16 protein-coding genes and 1 riboswitch are annotated in these 17,977 nt (G+C 70.5%); of the genes, 10 read left to right on the top strand and 6 right to left on the bottom strand.

Going from position 1 to position 17,977, the window contains the following annotated elements:
* Window positions 1–42 precede the first annotated feature (42 nt).
* Window positions 43–873 (top strand): 16S rRNA (cytidine(1402)-2'-O)-methyltransferase, encoded by an 831-nt coding sequence (gene rsmI, locus JHE00_RS14450; RefSeq protein WP_200318571.1) that lies wholly within the window; start codon window positions 43–45, stop codon window positions 871–873.
* Here rsmI and JHE00_RS14455 read toward each other — a convergent pair.
* A complete protein-coding gene (locus tag JHE00_RS14455; RefSeq protein ID WP_200318572.1) occupies window positions 834–2,159 on the bottom strand; it encodes an aminodeoxychorismate synthase component I in 1,326 nt (441 codons plus the stop codon). The genes rsmI and JHE00_RS14455 overlap by 40 nt on opposite strands.
* 35 nt (window positions 2,160–2,194) lie before the next feature.
* Between JHE00_RS14455 and JHE00_RS14460 the strand changes: the two genes are divergently transcribed.
* Window positions 2,195–3,202, top strand: coding sequence for a glycoside hydrolase family 183 protein (locus JHE00_RS14460; protein WP_200318573.1), 1,008 nt, complete (start codon window positions 2,195–2,197; stop codon window positions 3,200–3,202).
* Here the strand turns inward: JHE00_RS14460 and JHE00_RS14465 are convergent.
* From JHE00_RS14465 to JHE00_RS14480, 4 genes are all read right to left on the bottom strand, one after another.
* Window positions 3,177–3,743, bottom strand: coding sequence for a GH25 family lysozyme (locus tag JHE00_RS14465; RefSeq protein WP_200319271.1), 567 nt, complete (start codon window positions 3,741–3,743; stop codon window positions 3,177–3,179). The two genes, JHE00_RS14460 and JHE00_RS14465, sit on opposite strands and share 26 nt — an antisense overlap.
* A 144-nt stretch (window positions 3,744–3,887) precedes the next feature.
* Window positions 3,888–4,655: an ABC transporter permease gene (locus tag JHE00_RS14470; RefSeq protein ID WP_200318574.1), complete on the bottom strand. Its 768-nt coding sequence runs from the start codon at window positions 4,653–4,655 to the stop codon at window positions 3,888–3,890.
* Window positions 4,645–5,628, bottom strand: a complete 984-nt coding sequence (locus JHE00_RS14475) for an ATP-binding cassette domain-containing protein (RefSeq protein ID WP_200318575.1) — start codon at window positions 5,626–5,628, stop codon at window positions 4,645–4,647. Before JHE00_RS14475 ends, JHE00_RS14470 begins: the two co-directional genes overlap by 11 nt.
* A gap of 74 nt (window positions 5,629–5,702) precedes the next feature.
* Window positions 5,703–6,314 carry a PadR family transcriptional regulator gene (locus tag JHE00_RS14480; RefSeq protein ID WP_200318576.1) on the bottom strand — a complete coding sequence of 204 codons (612 nt, stop codon included), beginning with the start codon at window positions 6,312–6,314 and terminating at the stop codon, window positions 5,703–5,705.
* Window positions 6,315–6,374: 60 nt separating this feature from the next.
* Here JHE00_RS14480 and metG point away from each other — a divergent pair, with 60 nt between their 5' ends.
* From metG to JHE00_RS14505, 5 genes are all read left to right on the top strand, one after another.
* Complete coding sequence (metG, locus tag JHE00_RS14485) at window positions 6,375–8,168, top strand: methionine--tRNA ligase (protein WP_200318577.1); 1,794 nt, start codon at window positions 6,375–6,377, stop codon at window positions 8,166–8,168.
* A 10-nt stretch (window positions 8,169–8,178) separates the two neighbouring features.
* Window positions 8,179–8,985 carry a TatD family hydrolase gene (locus JHE00_RS14490; RefSeq protein ID WP_307831942.1) on the top strand — a complete coding sequence of 269 codons (807 nt, stop codon included), beginning with the start codon at window positions 8,179–8,181 and terminating at the stop codon, window positions 8,983–8,985.
* A gap of 309 nt (window positions 8,986–9,294) precedes the next feature.
* Window positions 9,295–10,671, top strand: a complete 1,377-nt coding sequence (locus JHE00_RS14495) for a resuscitation-promoting factor (protein WP_230424371.1) — start codon at window positions 9,295–9,297, stop codon at window positions 10,669–10,671.
* A gap of 19 nt (window positions 10,672–10,690) precedes the next feature.
* The gene (gene rsmA, locus JHE00_RS14500) at window positions 10,691–11,539 is read left to right on the top strand and encodes a 16S rRNA (adenine(1518)-N(6)/adenine(1519)-N(6))-dimethyltransferase RsmA (RefSeq protein WP_200318579.1); all 849 of its coding nucleotides are present in this window, start codon (window positions 10,691–10,693) and stop codon (window positions 11,537–11,539) included.
* Window positions 11,540–11,591: 52 nt separating this feature from the next.
* Window positions 11,592–11,681, top strand: a riboswitch (SAM riboswitch).
* Between the two features lie 191 nt (window positions 11,682–11,872).
* Window positions 11,873–12,886, top strand: a complete 1,014-nt coding sequence (locus JHE00_RS14505) for a methionine ABC transporter ATP-binding protein (protein ID WP_200318580.1) — start codon at window positions 11,873–11,875, stop codon at window positions 12,884–12,886.
* 75 nt (window positions 12,887–12,961) lie between these two features.
* Here the strand turns inward: JHE00_RS14505 and JHE00_RS14510 are convergent, their stop codons facing one another.
* A complete protein-coding gene (locus JHE00_RS14510) occupies window positions 12,962–14,407 on the bottom strand; it encodes an MFS transporter (RefSeq protein WP_200318581.1) in 1,446 nt (481 codons plus the stop codon).
* Between the two features lie 158 nt (window positions 14,408–14,565).
* Between JHE00_RS14510 and JHE00_RS14515 the strand changes: the two genes are divergently transcribed.
* From JHE00_RS14515 to JHE00_RS14525, 3 genes are read left to right on the top strand one after another with little or no spacing between them, the layout of a single operon-like run.
* Window positions 14,566–15,120 carry a TetR/AcrR family transcriptional regulator gene (locus JHE00_RS14515; protein ID WP_200318582.1) on the top strand — a complete coding sequence of 185 codons (555 nt, stop codon included), beginning with the start codon at window positions 14,566–14,568 and terminating at the stop codon, window positions 15,118–15,120.
* Between the two features lie 22 nt (window positions 15,121–15,142).
* Window positions 15,143–16,111, top strand: a complete 969-nt coding sequence (locus JHE00_RS14520; RefSeq protein WP_200318583.1) for a 4-(cytidine 5'-diphospho)-2-C-methyl-D-erythritol kinase — start codon at window positions 15,143–15,145, stop codon at window positions 16,109–16,111.
* A 32-nt stretch (window positions 16,112–16,143) separates the two neighbouring features.
* The gene (locus JHE00_RS14525; protein ID WP_200318584.1) at window positions 16,144–17,928 is read left to right on the top strand and encodes an ABC-F family ATP-binding cassette domain-containing protein; all 1,785 of its coding nucleotides are present in this window, start codon (window positions 16,144–16,146) and stop codon (window positions 17,926–17,928) included.
* Window positions 17,929–17,977 lie beyond the last annotated feature (49 nt).

Raw genomic sequence — 17,977 nt, forward strand, 5'->3', positions numbered from 1 at the left:
TCCTACGGGCGGCGGCGTGAAGCCGGAGATTAGCCTCGGGGCGTGCCTCTCGTACTGGCAGGGACGCCGCTGGGCGACTCCCGCGACGCCTCACCCCGCCTGACCACGGCTCTCGCCGAGGCCGACGTCATCGCAGCCGAAGACACCCGGCGGCTGCGCTCTCTGGCCACCGCGCTCGGGGTCGAGACCCCGGGGCGGGTGGTGAGCTTCTACGAGGACGTCGAGACCGCCCGCCTGCCCCGGCTGCTCGACGCCGTGCGCGAGGGCGAGACCGTGCTGCTGGTCACCGACGCCGGAATGCCGAGCGTGTCGGACCCCGGCTACCGGCTCGTCGCCGCGTGCGCGGCCGAGGACCTGCCGGTGACGTGCCTGCCAGGTCCCTCGGCGGTCACGACCGCGCTGGCGCTGTCCGGCATCGCTCCCGACCGGTTCTGCTTCGAGGGCTTCGCGCCCCGCAAGCCGGGTGAGCGGGCCAAGTGGCTGGCCACGCTGGCCAGGGAGCCGCGCACCACCGTGTTCTTCGAGTCACCGCGCCGACTGGCCACGACGCTCGAGGACGCCGTCGAGGCGCTGGGCGGGAGCAGGCGAGCCGCCGTGTGCCGCGAGCTGACCAAGACCTACGAGGAGGTCCGCAGGGGCACCCTCGCCGAGCTGGCCGAGTGGGCCGTCGACGTGAGGGGCGAGATCACCGTCGTGCTCGCGGGGGCGGAGCCTGCCGAGGTCAGCGTGCACGACCTGGTCGGCGAGGTCGCCGAGCGTGCCGAGGCGGGTGAGCGGCTCAAGGCGGTGGCCGCCGAGGTCGCCGCGGCAACCGGGGTGTCGAAGAAGGAGCTCTACGACGCCGTGCTCGCGGCGCGCCGCGACACGACCTGAGCGGGTGGCGTGCCGAGCAGCTGCTCGAGCGGGGCGGCCTTGTGCAGACACTCCTCCCATTCGGCCTGGGGGTCGGAGTCGGCCGTGATGCCGCCGCCGACGCCCAGCTCCACGATGCCGTCGTGGATCTCGAAGGTGCGGATGGCGACGCTGAGCTCCAGCCCCGCGACGGGGGAGGCCAGCCCGATCGCGCCGGTGTAGACGCCGCGGGGCGCCTGCTCCAGCAGGGCGATCTCGTCGAGCGCGCGGATCTTCGGCGCACCGGTGACCGACCCCGGCGGGAAGGTCGCGTGCAGGAGGTCGGCGTCGTCGCGCCCCGTGGCGAGCACGCCCTCGACGGTCGAGTCCAGGTGCCACACCCCGGGCGCCGCGCGTACGGCGAGCAGCTCGGGCACGCGCACGCTGCCCACCTCGCACACTCGGCCGAGGTCGTTGCGCACGAGATCGGTGATCATCACGTTCTCGGCGACGTCCTTGACCGACTCCCTGAGCAGCCGGGCCAGCCGGTCGTCCTCGGGTCCCCTGCGGGGGCGGGTGCCCTTGATGGGCGTCGAGCGCACGCGGCCGTTCGACCTGGCGAGGAAGAGTTCGGGCGACATCGAGACGAGCGAGCCCCACGGCCCGCCCAGGTACGCGCCGCGGGTGGGCCGCAGCATGCGCACGCCCTCGGCGAACAGGGCCGCGGGAGCGCCGTCGAACGTCCCGGTGAAGCGGCTGCAGATGTTGGCCTGGAAGAGCTCGCCCCGCGCGATCGACTCGATGCACGCCCGCACGGCTGCGGCGTGCTCGGCGGCGGGCGGGTGGACGAGCTCCGTCGGGGTCCACGCGGGCGTGGGCGGTGTCCGGCCGAGCAGGTCGGCGAGCTCGGCCGCCAGCGCGACGGGGCCCTGCTCGCCCTCGGGCACGAGCGCCTCGAACCACCAGCGTCCACCGGCGTCGAGTCGCAGCACGTGGTCGGCCCAGCCCCACGCGGCGGCGGGCAGCGCCCCGCGCCGCTGCGAGGGATCGGCCAGGTCGTAGGACAGATAGCCGAACCAGCCACCACCCACGGCGTCGGCGGGCGCGTCGTGCACGACCGGCTGCCGCGCGGGCACGGCCAGCGCCTCGCCCAGGCCGGTGAAGGTCTGGGTGCGCAGGCTCGGCACCAGCACCGCGCACGAACCGAACCAGTCACCGGCCAACGCGGCGGGTCCCGGCAGGTCCAGCCGGACCGCCCGCTGTTCGAGGAGCAACAGTGCGTCCTCTGGGGTGGTGTTCGAGCGAACCACCGACCGCATCAACCGCATGCCGGACATTGTCGTCGCCAGTACCGTCGGAACCGATGTTCCGGGTGACTGAAACGACACGAGTTGCCAAGGTGACCGGCGCCGATTCGGACAACCGGACCGCCGAGCGGTTCGGAATCGTCGCCACCGACCTCGGCATCATGTGGGACGGCGGCGACGGCAGGGTGTTCGTGCTCTTCGGCGACACCTACGGCGAGGGCTGGTGCGGCAACGGCGCCGGCCCCGGCTCCGCGGACTGGCGGCGCAACGTGCTCGCCTTCTCGACCACGTCCGAGCTGACCTCCGGCCTGCCGCTGGACGGCGTGGTGGAGCGCGACGGCGGCGGTGCCTGCCAGGTGATCGCCTCCGGCAGGGGCAAGGAGGTGACCGTGATCCCCAACGGGGGCATCTCGGTCGAGGGCACGCACTACGTCCACTACATGTCCGTGCGGAAGTGGGGGCCGCCAGGGCTGTGGCGCACCAACCACGCGGGCGTCGCCGTCTCCGCCGACGGCGGGCGGACGTGGGAGAAGCCGCGCACGGCCCGCTGGGGCAACCTGCGCGGCGGCAGCCGGTTCCAGCTCGGCGCCTTCGCCAGGGCGGGCAGGCACGTCTATCTCTTCGGCACCACCAACGGCAGGCGCGGTGACGCCTACCTCGCGCGGGCCCAGCCGCGCGACCTGCTCCACACCCGCGCCTACGAGTATTGGGACGGCACGGGCTGGGCGCGTCACGAACGCGCGGCGGCACCCGTGTTCCCCGGGCCGGTCGGGGAGATGTCGGTCGGCTACCACCGAGGGCTCGACTGCTGGCTGATGATGCACCTCGACGTGGAGCGCAAGGGCATCGTGCTGCGGGCGGCCGAGCGGCTCACGGGCCCGTGGACACACGGCGAGGTCCTGGTGTCGAGCCACGAGTTCCCCGCGGTGTACGGCGGGTACCTGCACCCGTGGTCACTGGAGGGCGCCGACCTCTACTACCTCGTCTCGCAGTGGGGGCCCTACAACGTCTTCCTCATGAGCAGCAGGCTCGAACCCGCTACAGCAGAACGTCGGCCAGCGTGAACGGGTAGACGAGCGCGTCGGCCCCGTGCGGTCGTCCCGCGCTGTGCTGGTGCAGGCCGAGGCGCGAGTGGAACCAGCCGGGCCTGCCCGGGATGCCGTTGTGCCGCACGAGCCACAGCACCACCTCGCTGTCGGCCCACTTGTCGGGCCGGAAGCGGTGCAGCCAGTCCTCGTAGGTGGCGTAGACCAGAACCCGCCGGACGCCGGACGCGCTGCGCACGGCCTTGATCCACGCCTTGATGAAGCGGTCGTCGATGCCGTCGGCTCCGACGTCCAGGGTGGGTGCGAGTGCGCCGGGGGCGAACGCCCCGAGCGGCATGCCCGTGCGCACGAAGTGCCTGGCCTGGTCCTGCACGGCACCGGCCCTGGCGTAGTGGCGGATCCCCGCGTGCACACCTGCGCGCAGCGCGTCGCCGAGCTGGCGGACAGCGGTGTCGTCGGTCCAGTTCAAGCTCTCGGTCACCGTGATCGACGCGAATCGCACCGACCTGGCTCTCATCGCGGCCCAGTCGTCGACCGTCTCGTGCAGCGAGAGGTCCATGCCCTCTGCTTCGCTCTGCTCCAAACCCCTGCCCTCCCCCCTGTTGACCTCGACGTATGCGGTGAAGGCCACCTTAACCGCGGGTACCGCGGCCAGGGTGGCCTTCACGTCAGGCGTGTCTTGCGGGCGGGGACTCCGGTGAACTCAGGCGTTCTCCCTCCGGAACGTCCTGGCGCCCCAGAACACCGTCACCGAGGTGAGCACCACCAGCACGACGCAGCCGGTGAACAGCGCGTCCATCGTCACGTCGCCCCTGAAGCTGGCGCGCTCCGCGTCGACGATGTGTGTGAACGGGTTGATGCGCGAGATCGCGTACAGCCAGTCGGGCGCGAGCCCGGTGGTGATCGGCAGCAGGATGCCCGAGAGCAGCAGCACCGGCATGAGCACGGCGTTGAGCAGCGCGGGAAACGCCTGTTCGTTCCTGATCGTGAGCGCCAGCGCGTAGGACGCCGAGGCCAGCGCCGTCGAGGTCAGGCCCACGATCACGAGGCTCAGCACGATGCCGCCGAACGGCGCATCGAGGTCGAACACGAGAAACGCCAGCACGATGATGAGGATCGCCTGCAGCACGGTCTGCAGTGCGTTGTTGAGCACCTTGCCCAGCAGCAGCGCCACGCGGCTGGCCGGAGTCACCCGCAGCCGTTCCAGCACGCCGCTGCGGAACTCGGCGAGCAGCCCGAACCCGGAGAAGGACGAGCCGAACAGCGCGAGCTGGATGATGAGCGCCGGGGTGAGGATCGTCCAGCTGCTGCCGGGAGGAAAGCCCGGCGTGTTGCTGACGACCCGTTCCATGAGCGGCCCGAACAGCACCAGGTACAGCACCGGCTGCATGATGCCGATCATGATCCAGGCCGGGTTGCGCATCGACAGCGAGAGATCGCGCCGGAAGATCAGCCAGATGTCACGCGACATGGGCGGCCTCCCCGGCCGGTGCGGCCTCGGCGTCGCGCAGCGAGCGGCCGGTCATGGTCAGGAACACGTCGTCGAGCGTCGGCCGCTGCACCTGCATCGAGAGCATCGGGATGCCGGCGGCGTCGAGCGCGCGCAGTAGTTCGGGCATCGCGGTGTCGCCCCTCGGGACCCGGAACCGCACGCCCTCGCCGGTCACCGTCACCTCGTGCGCGCCCTCGAGCCTGCCCGCGGCCTCGGCCGCGGCCGAGGCCGAGTCCTCGGCGACGCCGACGACGACGCGGTCGCCGGAGACGCTCGCCTTGAGCGAGTCGGGGCTGCCCTCGGCCACGATCTCGCCGTTGTCGATCACGAGGATGCGGTCGCAGAGCGAGTCGGCCTCGTCGAGGTAGTGGGTGGTGAGGAACAGCGTCACGCCGTGCTCGGCGCGGAGGTCGCGGATGTGCTCCCACAGGTTCGCCCTGCTCTGCGGGTCCAGTCCGGTGGTCGGCTCGTCGAAGAAGACGAGCCTCGGGGCGTGGATGAGCCCGAGCGCGATGTCGAGCCTGCGCCGCTGGCCTCCGGAGAGCGTCTTGGTGAGCCGCTGGTCGAGCCCGGCGAGGTCGAGCTGCTCGGTGAGTTCGGCGCCGCGTCGGATGGAGTCGGCTTTGGACAGTCCGTAGAGCCTGCCCTGGAGTTCGATCTCCTCGTGCACCCGGCATTCGGGTGCGGTGCCGCCGCCCTGCGCGACGTAGCCGATGTGCCTGCGCACGCCGACCGGGTCCTGCAACAGGTCGCAGCCGCCCACGGTCGCCTCGCCCGAGGTGGGGCGCAGCAGCGTCGTGAGCATGCGCAGGGTCGTGGTCTTGCCCGCGCCGTTGGGGCCGAGGAAGCCGACGAGCTCCCCCTCGGCCACGTCCAGGTCCACGCCCTTCACGGCGTCGACGGTGCGGCCGCGGGCGGTGAACCGCCTCGCCAGGCCGCGTGCGGTGATCATGAATTCTCCTATTCAAATTTGACTACCGGGTCACGGGAACTCTGCAGGAGAGATCGCTCGCTAGTCAAATTTGATTACAGTCTTGCCGGGCTGTGCGGCCCCGGCTCACCGAACGACGGTCCCTCGTCGGCCATCACGTACTCGCCGGAACGCAGCCGCTCCACGAGGTCGGCCGTCCACTCCACGGCAGTGGCCAGCTGCGCCTGCCACAACCGGTACAGGGCGTTGACGTGCTGCGGCTGCCCCCACTGCGTGCCGTGCTCCAGCAGTCCGGCCATGTTCGCCTCGTTGCCCTTGAGCTGCGTGAGCCGGTACTTGAGCAGGCCGATCGCGCGTTCGCGCTCGAGCGCGGGCAGGAACGCGACCGCGGCGAGGAAGCCGGGGTTGCCGTTGACGTCGTCCTTGACCTCGCTCAGCAACTGGTGGAGCCGCCGGGTGAACTCCGCCTCGCCCTCGTCGGTCAGCCGGTACGCGACGCGGTCGGGGCCCGCGCCGGTCGCCTCGGTGCGCACCTGCTCCAGCAGTTGCTCGTCCGCCATCTTCTTGAGCGCGTGGTAGATCGAGCCGGGCGCCACGTTGGCCCACTTGTCGGCCGACCACGACAGCAGCTCACGTCGCACCTGGTAGCCGTGTGCGCTGCCGTACATCCGCACGACACCGAGCACCAGCAACCGAGTCGCGGACACCGGCCCCGCCTCCACTCCCTGGCGAAAATCACTGGGACGCCATCCGTAGGCTAATCGGGTATGAGCACCCCTGTGTTGACCGCGGTGGCCTGGCCCTACGCCAACGGTCCCCGCCACATCGGCCACGTTTCCGGTTTCGGAGTCCCGTCGGACGTCTTCTCCCGTTACCAGCGAATGGCCGGCAACCGCGTGCTCATGGTGTCGGGGACCGACGAACACGGCACCCCGATCCTCGTGCAGGCCGACAAGGAAGGCCTGACGCCGCAGCAGACCGCCGACAAGTACACCCGCCAGATCGGCGAGGACCTGCGCGGGCTCGGGCTCAGCTACGACCTGTTCACCAGGACCACCACCGGCAACCACGCGGCGGTGGTGCAGGAGATCTTCCTGGCGCTGCACCGCAACGGCTACGTCGTGCCGCGCACCACCACCGGCGCGGTGAGCCCGTCGACCGGTCGCACGCTGCCCGACCGCTACATCGAGGGCACGTGCCCGATCTGCGGCTACGACGGCGCGCGTGGCGACCAGTGCGACAACTGCGGCAACCAGCTCGACGCAGCCGAGCTGATCAAGCCCCGCTCGCGGATCAACGGCGAGACGCCGAAGTTCGTCGAGACCGAGCACCTGTTCATCGACCTGCCCGCGTTCACCGAGTCGCTGGGCAAGTGGCTGTCGACCAAGACCGACTGGCGGCCTAACGTCCTGAACTTCACCCGCAACCTCGTCGAGGACATGCGGCCGCGGCCCATCACGCGCGACCTCGACTGGGGCGTCAAGGTCCCGCTCGACCGCTGGCGCGACCAGCCGCTCAAACGGTTCTACGTGTGGTTCGACGCCGTGATCGGCTACTTCTCCGCCAGCGTCGAGTGGGCGCGCCGCTCTGGCAACCCGGACGCGTGGCAGGAGTGGTGGACCAACCCCGACGCGCGGTCCTACTACTTCATGGGCAAGGACAACATCACGTTCCACGCACAGCTGTGGCCCACGTTCCTGCTCGGGCACAACGGCGAGGGCGACCACGGCGGCGAGGTGGGTCCCTACGGCAGGCTCTCGCTGCCCGGCGAGATCGTGTCCAGCGAGTTCCTCACGATGAGCGGCTCCAAGTTCTCCACCTCGCGCGGCACCGTCATCTACGTCAACGACTTCCTGCGCGAGTTCGGTCCTGACACGCTGCGCTACTTCATCAGCGTCGCGGGCCCCGAGACCCAGGACACCGACTTCACGTGGGACGAGTTCGTGCGGCGCACCAACTTCGAGCTCGCCAACGAGTGGGGCAACCTGGTCAACCGCTCGATCTCCATGGCGCACAAGAACAACGGCGGGGTGCCGACGCCGAACACGCCGCAGCAGGCCGACGAGGACCTCAAGGCGCTGTCCAGGGCGGCGTTCGACACGGTCGGTGGGCACCTGGGCCGCTCGCGATTCAAGCAGGCGGCGGGAGAGGCCATGCGCGTGGTGTCGGCGGCCAACCGGTACCTGTCCGACCAGGAGCCGTGGAAGCTCAAGGACGACCCTGAGCGGCGCGACACCGTGCTGCACACGGCGCTGCAGGTCGTCTCCGACGCCAACACCATGCTGACGCCGTTCCTGCCGCACGCGGCGCAGAAGGTGCACGAGGCGCTCGGCGGGACGGGCGTGTGGGCGGCGCAGCCTGAGCTCAAGGACGTCGAGGACCTCGACATCGCGGGCCGGACCAACCCGATCCTCACCGGTGACTACGCGAGCGAGCAGGCGCGCTGGGAGTCGGTGCCGATCGAGGCGGGCCGTCCGCTGGCCAAGCCGACCCCGCTGTTCGCGAAGCTCGACGCGAAGCTCGGTGAGACGGGTCCGGAGTGGGCTCCCATTGAGTCGTGAGGCCCCGCCGGTGCCGGAGCGTCTTCCGGCACCGGCGATCGACTCGCACACGCACCTGGACGCCTGCGGGGTCACCTCGCCCGCTGAGCTTTCCGTGGTCCTCGCGCGTGCCGAAGCGGCCGGGATCGAGCGCGTGGTGACCGTCGCCGACGACCTCGCCGCCGCGCGCTGGGCCGCCGAGGCGTCCACGTGGGACGAGCGCGTGTTCGCCGCCGTGGCCATCCATCCCACGCGCACCAAGGACTTCGGCGAGACCGAACGGTCCGAAGTGGAGCGCCTCGCGCGCGGGGAGCGCGTGGTGGCGGTCGGTGAGACCGGGCTCGACTACTACTGGGACTACTCGCCGCCCGCCGCGCAGCAGGAGGCGTTTCGCTGGCACATCGACCTCGCCAAGCGGCTCGGCAAGCCGCTGATGATCCACGACCGCGAGGCCCACGACGACGTGCTGCGCGTGCTCGACGAGGAGGGCGCGCCGGACACCGTGGTGTTCCACTGCTTTTCCGGTGACGCCGACATGGCTCGCCGCTGTGTCGCGGCGGGCTACGTGCTCTCGTTCGCGGGCACCGTGACGTTCCGCAACGCCCGCGCGCTGCACGAGGCGGCGCGACTGGTCCCCTCGGAGCAGTACCTCGTGGAGACCGACGCGCCGTTCCTCACGCCGCATCCGTTCCGGGGAAGGCCCAACGAACCGTACTGCGCCGCGTACACGGTTTCGGGCCTCGCTGACCTGCGCGGAGAAAGTGTCGAGGACGTCGCGAATGCCGTGCGCGCCAACGCAGAACGCGTTTTCCGACTGCCCTCTGTCACATCGAGTTGAACGGACTGCGACATTCGTGAACGGGCGTACGTCGACCGGCGGAGTGACGAACCTCACGACACTCCAAGGGGTATTTGCACAACCTCTCGGACTCCGTTACGGTCCCGTGACCGTGCCGGATGGTTGTTTTCGAACTGCCACTCGGCATGCCCACAGTCACGTCGGTGTTCGTCGGGGACACGCCTCACCGGGTGTGAAAGGCGACGCTGACTGCGGGAGTCCTGGCCTTACGCGAAAGGGATCGACCCTGTGACTGGCAGCAATTCGGGTCTCGACGCCTCGCCGAGATCCGGCGGCGCCTCCACGGCCCTGCTCGAGCGGCCCGGTGACTTCGAGGACTTCGAGTTCTCCTCCGACCCTCGCGTCACTCACGACGACGTCATCGCAGCCCTCGGCCCCGACGCCGAAAGCCTCATGTCCGAGGCGAACGTCGACGTCGACGAGCTCATCCGGCTGATCAACGCCGAGACCACGATGCTCCCGCCGATCGTCATCCCGGACGCGGCGAGCGCCGACCGCACAGCCGAGTCGCAGGACGAGCCCGAGGACGGGCTCGTGTCCGCGGTCAAGACCTGGAAGAAGCGCTTCCTCAAGGGCGCCGTCCTCGCGGTGATGATCACGCTCACCGGCGGAGGCGCGGCAGCGCTCGCCATGAACAAGAGCGTCACCCTCGACGTCGACGGCGAGCTCCAGACGGTCCGCAGCTTCGGCGGCACCGTCGGCGAGGTGCTCGAGGACGCCGGCATCTCGGTCGGCGCGCACGACGCCCTCTCGCCCTCCCCGCAGGCCTCCGTCGGCGACGGCGGGGTCATCACGCTCGAGCGTGGCCGCCAGCTGAACATGATCGTCGACGGCGAGCAGACCCAGTCCTGGGTTCGCGCCACCACGGTCACCGAGGCGCTGGAGCAGCTGGGTCTCCAGGACCTCAACAAGCAGGGAACCTGGTTCTCCGCCCCGGTCGGCGGCGAGGTTCCGCTCGACGGCATGACCCTCGAGGTCAAGACCCTCAAGAACATCACGCTCTTCGACGGCGGCAACGAGCCGCGCGAGGTCTCCACCAACGCGGTCACCGCGGACGAGCTGCTCAAGGAGCTCAACCTCCAGCTCGGCGCCGACGACAAGGTCGAAGGCGGTCTCGAGTTCAAGATCCGTGACGGCGCCTCGGTGAACATCAGCCGTACCGGCGTCTCCGTGATCAACGAGACCGAGACGATCGACCCCGAGGTCCGGACCATCGAGGACTCCGAGCTCGAGCAGGGCAAGGAGATCGTCGAGGAAGAGGGCGTTCCCGGCGAGGAGATCGTCACCTACCGGATCACCAAGGAGAACGACAAGGAGATCGCTCGCGAGGAGCTCTCCAGCAAGGTGATCAAGGAGGCCGAGGAGCGCGTCGTTCGCGTCGGCACCAAGGCTCCGCCTCAGCCCGAGATCTCCGACGCCGGCGTGTGGGACTCGCTCGCGCAGTGCGAGTCCACCGGCAACTGGGCGATCAACACCGGGAACGGCTACTACGGCGGCCTGCAGTTCGACAAGCAGACCTGGGACGCCTACGGCGGCAGCCAGTACGCGGCCTACCCGAACGAAGCCAGCCGCGAGCAGCAGATCGCCATCGCCACGCAGGTTCGCGACGACCGCGGCGGCTACGGTGCCTGGCCACACTGCTCGGGCAAGCTGGGCCTGTCGTAGCCCGTTCTAGACTGACCCGGTGACGAAGACATCGGGCTTGCTCGGCCCTGCTGAAATCCGGGGCCTCGCGAGCGAGCTCGATGTCCGGCCGACGAAGAAGCTCGGCCAGAACTTCGTGCACGACCCCAACACGGTGCGCCGCATCGTGGAGCTCGCCGAGGTCGACGCCGACGACGTGGTGCTGGAGGTCGGCCCGGGGCTCGGCTCGCTGACTCTGGGTCTGCTCGGCTCCGGCGCCCGCGTGGTGGCCGTGGAGATCGACCCCGTGCTCGCTGGCCGCCTGCCCGGCACCGTGCGTGAGCACGCGCCTGCCGCGGCGGATCGGCTTACCGTGCTCGACGCCGACGCGATGCGGGTGCGCGCCGACCAGCTTCCCGAAGCGCCGACCACGCTCGTGGCGAATCTGCCCTACAACGTCGCCGTTCCCGTGGTGCTGCACCTGCTCGCCGAGCTGCCGTCGTTGCGGCGCGGGCTCGTGATGGTGCAGACAGAGGTGGCCGACCGCATGGCCGCGGGCCCGGGCGGGCGCGTCTACGGCGTGCCGAGCGTGAAACTGGCCTGGTACGGCAGGGCCCGCAAGGTGGCCGCGGTACCGCGAACGGTGTTCTGGCCCGTGCCCAACGTCGACTCCTCGCTAGTGTCGTTCGAACGCGGTGAGCCGCGCTCCGACGCCGACCGGGCGGCGGTCTTCGCGCTCGTCGACGCCGCGTTCTCCCAACGCCGCAAGACTCTGCGCGCCGCGCTCGCCTCATGGGCGGGCTCGGCCGAGCGTGCGGGCGAGCTGCTCACAGCGGCCGGTATCGACCCCCGCACGCGAGGCGAGCAGCTGGACGTCGACCAGTTCGCCGCTATTGCGGCAAAGGTGTGATCTGCACCCACCGGCTTGCGTTCACGCAACCTGTTCAGGTGTACTTCTAGGGCATCCATCCCGAGCGACCGAGAGACCTGGCTCGTCGAAGTCGCAGCAACCGCCCCTTGAGGGCAGGTGCTAACGCCAGGAGCGATGGAGGATCTGTGTACCGCTCGCGAATGCTCACCCGGCGCCGAGTCGTCGATCAGGGCCGCCGCACCGTCAGCGCGTGTTGCCGCCACACCGTCGCCGCCTGATCGTCCTTCTTTCTCTTCTCTTTCTCGTCCGCACCAGCGCCCGTCCTCGACCAGGACGGCTCGTCGCTGTGTCTCGAGTTGCCTTGGAGCCTTCGTGATCACCGTCGAAAACGTCAGCAAGTCGTTTCCCACCAACAGCAGTACCGGCGCGCCCGTGGTGGCGCTGCGCGACGTGAGCCTCGCCGTGGAGGCGGGTTCGCTCTACGGCGTCGTCGGCCCCGCGGGCGCGGGCAAGTCGACCCTGGCCCGGTGCGTCGCGCTGCAGGAGCGGCCCGACCGCGGAGTCGTGCGGTTCGACGGCCTCAACACCTCGACCCTCGACGGCCGCAAGCTGCGTGACGCGCGCCGCCAGCTCGGCGTGGTCGACACCAGGCTGCAGTCCGAGCGCACGGTCGCGGGCAACGTGGCCGCACCGCTGGAGCGACTGGGTGTCGACGGCCCGCAACGGCGAGGCCGGGTCGGCACGCTGCTCGATCTGATCGGTCTCACCCGGCGGGCCTCGCAGCTGCCCGCCGACCTGACCGAGGGCCAGCGCCGGCGCGTCGCCGTCGCGAGGGCGCTCGCGGCCGGGCCGTCGGTGCTGCTGGCCGACGACCCGACCGGTGGCATCGACGCCGACGACGCCGGCGCCGTGCTGGCCACCCTCGACCGCGCGCGTGCGGAGCTCGGCGCCACAGTGCTGCTGACCACGCCCGACGCCGGTGTCGCTCGGCGCGTGTGCGACGACGTCGCCCTGCTCGACCGCGGCGCCGTGGTGGAGAGCGGCAACGTGCTCGGCCTGCTCGGCAAGCACGGCAGCAAGCTCGCCAACGAGCTGCTGCCGTCGATCGAGACGCCGAGGGCGCAGATGACGCAGTACGACCTGGCCGTGGACGTGGTGCTGGTCGGCTTCGCGGCGGTCGGCGCGCTGCTGCCCGAGGCCGCGGGCCGCTTCGACGTGGAGCTCGCGACCATCGGCGGCGGTCTGACCCGCTTCGGCGACACGCCGGTGGCGCGGTTCCGGCTCGGCGTCCGGGGCCAGCGGGCCGACGCGGCGCTGGCGTGGATCGCCGAGCGCGGCGCCCACGTCACCCACACCCTGTACGGCCTGCGCAACGTCGCCGCCTGAGCCATCAACTGCGGTGAAGGGCACCTTTACTGCGTTCAATGCGGTAAAGGTGCCCTTCACCGCGTTCGGGGTGAGCTAGCGGGCTTCCTGCGGGGTGGTCGGTTGGGGTGCTGGGCGGCGGTACAGGACGCCCGCCACCACGGCTCCCACCGCCAGCACTCCTGCAGCCCAGCCGCTCGCCGTCGCGTAGCCGTGCACCGTCGCCGCGGCTCCGCCCACGGCCACCGAGGCCGTCGCGCTGGCGGCGATCGTGTTCAGCGCCGCGGTGCCCAGCGAGGCACCGACCTGCTGCGAGGTCGTGATGAACGCCGAGGTCACGCCCGCGTCCTTGGGTCGCACGCCCTGGGTCGCCGTGTTGATGACCGTCGGCATCACCAGACCCGCGCCCGCGCCGAGCAGGATCTCGGCAGGCAGCAGCAGGCCGACGAAGGAGCTCTCCGGGGTCAGCCTGGTCAGCAGCGCCATGCTCACCGCCAGCAACAGCAGCCCGCCCGCCAGCAGCGGCCTCGGTCCGGTTCGCGGTGCGAGCCTGCTCGTGAGCTGCGTCGAGGTCACCACGTTGCCCAGCACGAACGGCAGGAACGCCACTCCGGCCAGGAACGCGCCGTAGCCCATGATCACCTGCAGCTGGAACGTCAGGAACAGAAACATCCCGAACATCCCGAACGCCGCGAACGCGACGCCGAGGAACGCCGCCGCGCGCGAGCGCTCCGTCACCACGCTCAGCGGCAGCAGCGGGCCGCGCACGCGCGCCTGCCTCGCCACGAAGGCGACCACCAGCACCAGCGAGGCTCCGAGCAGCCCGAGCACGAGACCCGAGCCAAAGCCCTGTTCGGCGGCTTCCGACAGCGCGTAGACCAGCGACACGATGGCCCCACCGCCGATCACCGCGCTGATCCAGTCGAGCGGGGTGTCGCGGTGTCCCTCGACCTTGGGCAGCACGATCGCGCCCAGCACCGCGGCCACGGTGGCGATCGGCAGGTTGACGTAGAGGCACCAGCGCCAGTCGAGGTATTCGGCCAGCGCTCCGCCCGCGACGAGCCCCAGCGCCGCGCCCGACATCATGATGGCGCTGAAGATCCCGAAGACCCTGGCACGCTCGCGTGGCTCGGTGAACGTGGTGGTGAGCAGCGAGATCGTCGACGGCGCGAGTATCGCCGCGAAGACGCCCTGTCCCGCCCTCGCCGCGATCAGCATCGTCGGGCTGGTCGCCGCGCCGCCGATGGCGGACGCGAGCGCGAAGCCGATGGCACCGACGAGCAGCGTGTTCTTGCGTCCCAGCCGGTCGGCCAGCCGCCCGCCGAGCAGCAGCAGACCACCGAAGGCCACCGTGTAGCCGGTGATCGCCCATTGGCGGGTGGCGTCGGACATGCCCAGCTCCCGCTGGGCCGAGGGGAGCGCGATCGTCATGATCGTCATGTCGATGATGACCAGCAGCTGGGCGAGCCCGATGGCGGCGAGTGCCCACCACCGGCGGCTGCTGGTGGAGTGCTCCGGAGGCGCGGGAGCGGTCGTGGTCATAGTGCCCCTTTGTGAGAACGTGTGGAGGCCGATCGGCCGGATGAGCGTCCGGCAGAAAGAATGCTTACCGGTCGGCTAGTTAGCTTGTACGATGAGAACGTAGGCGCTAACTAGTCGGTCGTCAAGTAAGTTTGTGAGTGGTCTCAGGAAGGGATGACATGGCAGGGCGGCGCAGCGACACCAGAGAGCGCATTCAGCAGGTCGCGCTCGAGCTGTTCGCCGAGCACGGCTACGAGAAGACGTCGCTGCGCGAGATCGCCGAGCGCCTCGAGGTGACCAAGGCCGCCCTCTACTACCACTTCAAGACCAAAGAGGACATCGTCCACAGCCTCGTCGAGAAACTCGTCGGCGCTTTCGACGAGCTGCTGCACTGGGGCAGCGCACAGCCGCGCACGCACGAGACGACCGAGGAGGTACTGCGCCGGTTCTCCTCGCTCGTCAACGACGAGTACGGCTCCGAGATGCAGTTCATCCAGCAGAACGTGCCGACGCTCAAGAAGTTCGGCGTGATGATGCCGCTCGGCCAGAAGGTCAGGGAGCTCTTCCAGCTCGTCGGCGCCGAGGGCGACGACCCGGCCACCGAGCTGAAGGCGCGGCTGGCGCTGGTCGCACTCGTCCTCGGGATCAACCCGATGTTCGGTGGCCCGGAGGCGGCACCGCCGCCGGAGGTCGCGCTCAAGGTCGCGCTGGAGCTGGTCGCGCCACGTCCGTGAACCCGCCAAGTACCCTTGAGGCGTGTTAGCCGTCGTACCACCGCCCGTGACCGTGAGGGTTCCTTCGAAGGTCAACCTGCATCTCTCGGTCGGCGACGTGCGCGATGACGGCTTCCACGAGCTCACCACGATCTTCCAGGCGTTGTCGCTGACCGACGAGGTCACGGTCGCCGCGTCCGAGGAGCCCGTGGTCGAGGTCTACGGCGAGGGTGCCAAGTCCGTCCCGACCGATGGCGACAACCTCGCGATGCGCGCCGTGCGCGCGCTCGCCGCCCACGTCGGCAGGGAGGACGAGGCCGACAAGGTGCGGGTGGTGCTGCGCAAGGGCATTCCCGTCGCAGGTGGCATGGCGGGCGGCAGCGCCGACGCCGCGGCCACATTGGTCGGTCTGAGCGCGCTGTGGAAGCTGGAGATCGGCAGGGAAGAGCTCTCCCACGTCGCCGCCACACTCGGCAGTGACGTGCCTTTCGCGCTCTACGGTGGCACCGCGCTCGGCACCGGCCGCGGCGAGGAGCTGGTTCCCGTGCTGTCGCGCCACCAGTTCCACTGGGTGCTGGCCTTCGACCAGCGCGGGTTGTCCACACCGAAGGTCTACGGCGAGCTCGACCGGCTGCGCGCCGACGGTGACCCGCCCCGGGTCGGCTCGCACGCGCCCGTGGTCGAGGCCCTGTCCTCCGGTGACCCGCGCCAGCTCGCCCTGCTGCTCGGCAACGACCTGCAGGCCGCGGCCGTCTCGCTGCGGCCAGGGCTGCGCCGGACACTGCGGGCGGGAGTCAACGCCGGTGCGCTCGCGGGCACGGTGTCCGGCTCCGGCCCCACGTGCGCGTTCGTCTGCGAGAGCGCGGAATCCGCACTCGAGGTGGCGGCCGAACTGGCTGGCGCGGGCGTCTGCCGCACGACGCGGGTCGCGCACGGGCCGGTTCCCGGCGCCAGGGTCGTCGGCGGCGAGGACGCTCCCCGGCCCACCACCCCTCCTCAAGTGCACGCCTAACCTCCCACCTCCGGCGAAGGGTTACCCCACGGATGGCCAACTTGGTCAACGTCGAATCTGTCAGCAAGTCCTACGGCGAGCGCGCGCTGCTCGACGGCGTCTCACTGGGCGTCGGCGAGGGGGAGCGCATCGGCGTCGTCGGCCTCAACGGTGGTGGCAAGACCACGCTGCTCGAGGTGCTCGCGGGTCACGCGCAGCCCGATTCAGGGCGGGTGAGCCGGGTTCGGGACCTGCGCATGCGCGTGGTCACCCAGCGGACGGCGCTGCCCGAGGGCAGTCTCGTGCGCGACGTCGTGCTCGCGGAGTACGGCGCCGAGCACGAGTGGGCGGCCGACGCCCGCGTGCGTTCCATTGTGGACGGACTCGGGATCTCGGCGATCGGCCTGGAGACGCCCACCGCGACGCTGTCCGGTGGTGAGCGGCGCCGGGTGGCGCTCGCGGCGGCGCTGGTCGCCGAACTGGATCTCGTGGTCCTCGACGAGCCGACCAACCACCTCGACATCGAGGGTGTGCGCTGGCTCGCCGAGCACCTGCTCGCCCGCCGGATCTCGCTCGTGGTCGTGACCCACGACCGGTGGTTCCTCGACACCGTGTGCGGGCGGACCTGGGAGGTCGTCGGCGGCAAGGTCGAGCAGTACGAGGGCGGCTACGCGGACTGGGTCTACGCCCGCGCCGAGCGTGCCCGCCTCGCGGCGACGGCCGAGGAGAAGCGGCAGAACCTGGCGCGCAAGGAGCTAGCGTGGCTCCAGCGCGGCGCCAAGGCCCGCACCTCGAAGCCGCGGTACCGCGTCGAGGCCGCCGAGTCGCTGATCTCGGACGTGCCCCCGCCGCGCGACTCCGTCGAGTTGTTGAGCTTCGCCAAGCGCCGGCTCGGCAAGACCGTGCTGGAGCTGGAGGACACCACGCTCAGCGCGGGGGAGCGCACCCTGCTCGACCACGTGACGTGGCGCATCGGTCCGGGTGACCGCATCGGGCTCGTCGGCGTGAACGGCTCCGGAAAGACCACGCTGCTGCGGCTGCTGGCAGGCGAGTCGGAGCCGGAGACGGGCAGGCGCATCGAGGGCAAGACCGTGCGGCTCGCGCACCTGCGCCAGGAGCTCGACGATCTGCCCGCCGATCTCCGGGTGCTGCAGGCAGTCGAGGCCGTCGCGGGCAGGGTCACGCTCGGCAAGCACGAACTGTCGGCCTCGCAGCTGGCCGAGAAGCTCGGGTTCCCGCCCGCGCGCCAGTGGACGCCGGTCGGCGACCTCTCCGGTGGCGAGCGGCGTCGCCTCCAGCTCGTGCGGCTGCTCATGGCCGAGCCGAACGTGCTGCTGCTCGACGAGCCGACGAACGACCTCGACATCGACACCCTGCAGCAGCTGGAGGACCTGCTCGACTCGTGGCCGGGCACGCTCGTGGTGGTCTCGCACGACCGCTACCTCGTGGAGCGCGTGTGCGACACCGTGGTCGCGCTCTTCGGCGACGGCGGGATCACCCACCTGCCCGGCGGCATCGACGAGTACCTCGCTCGGCGTACCGACCTGCCCAAGGCCGCCTCGGCCGCCCGCTCGCAGGTGGACGCGGGCGAACAGGCGAACGCGGGCAACGGCAAGGTCTCCGCCGCGGAGTGGCGCGCGATCACCAAGGAGCTCTCGCGCCTGGAACGCAAGCTCGACGCGTTGCACAAGCGCGAGGTCACGTTGCACGACAAGCTGGCCGCCGCTGCGACCGAGCCCGAGCGCCTGATGGAGCTCAACAGTGAGCTGAAGACGGTGCTCGCCGAAAAGGACGAGGTGGAGCAGAAGTGGCTAGAGACCTCTGAGGCGGTGGAGTAGGCGTCCTCCCGCCACCCGCTGTGGCGGCGCCACGCGCCGCTGTGTTCAA

The sequence above is a fragment of the Prauserella cavernicola genome, from assembly GCF_016595675.1.
GTDB classification, from domain to species: domain Bacteria; phylum Actinomycetota; class Actinomycetes; order Mycobacteriales; family Pseudonocardiaceae; genus Prauserella_A; species Prauserella_A cavernicola.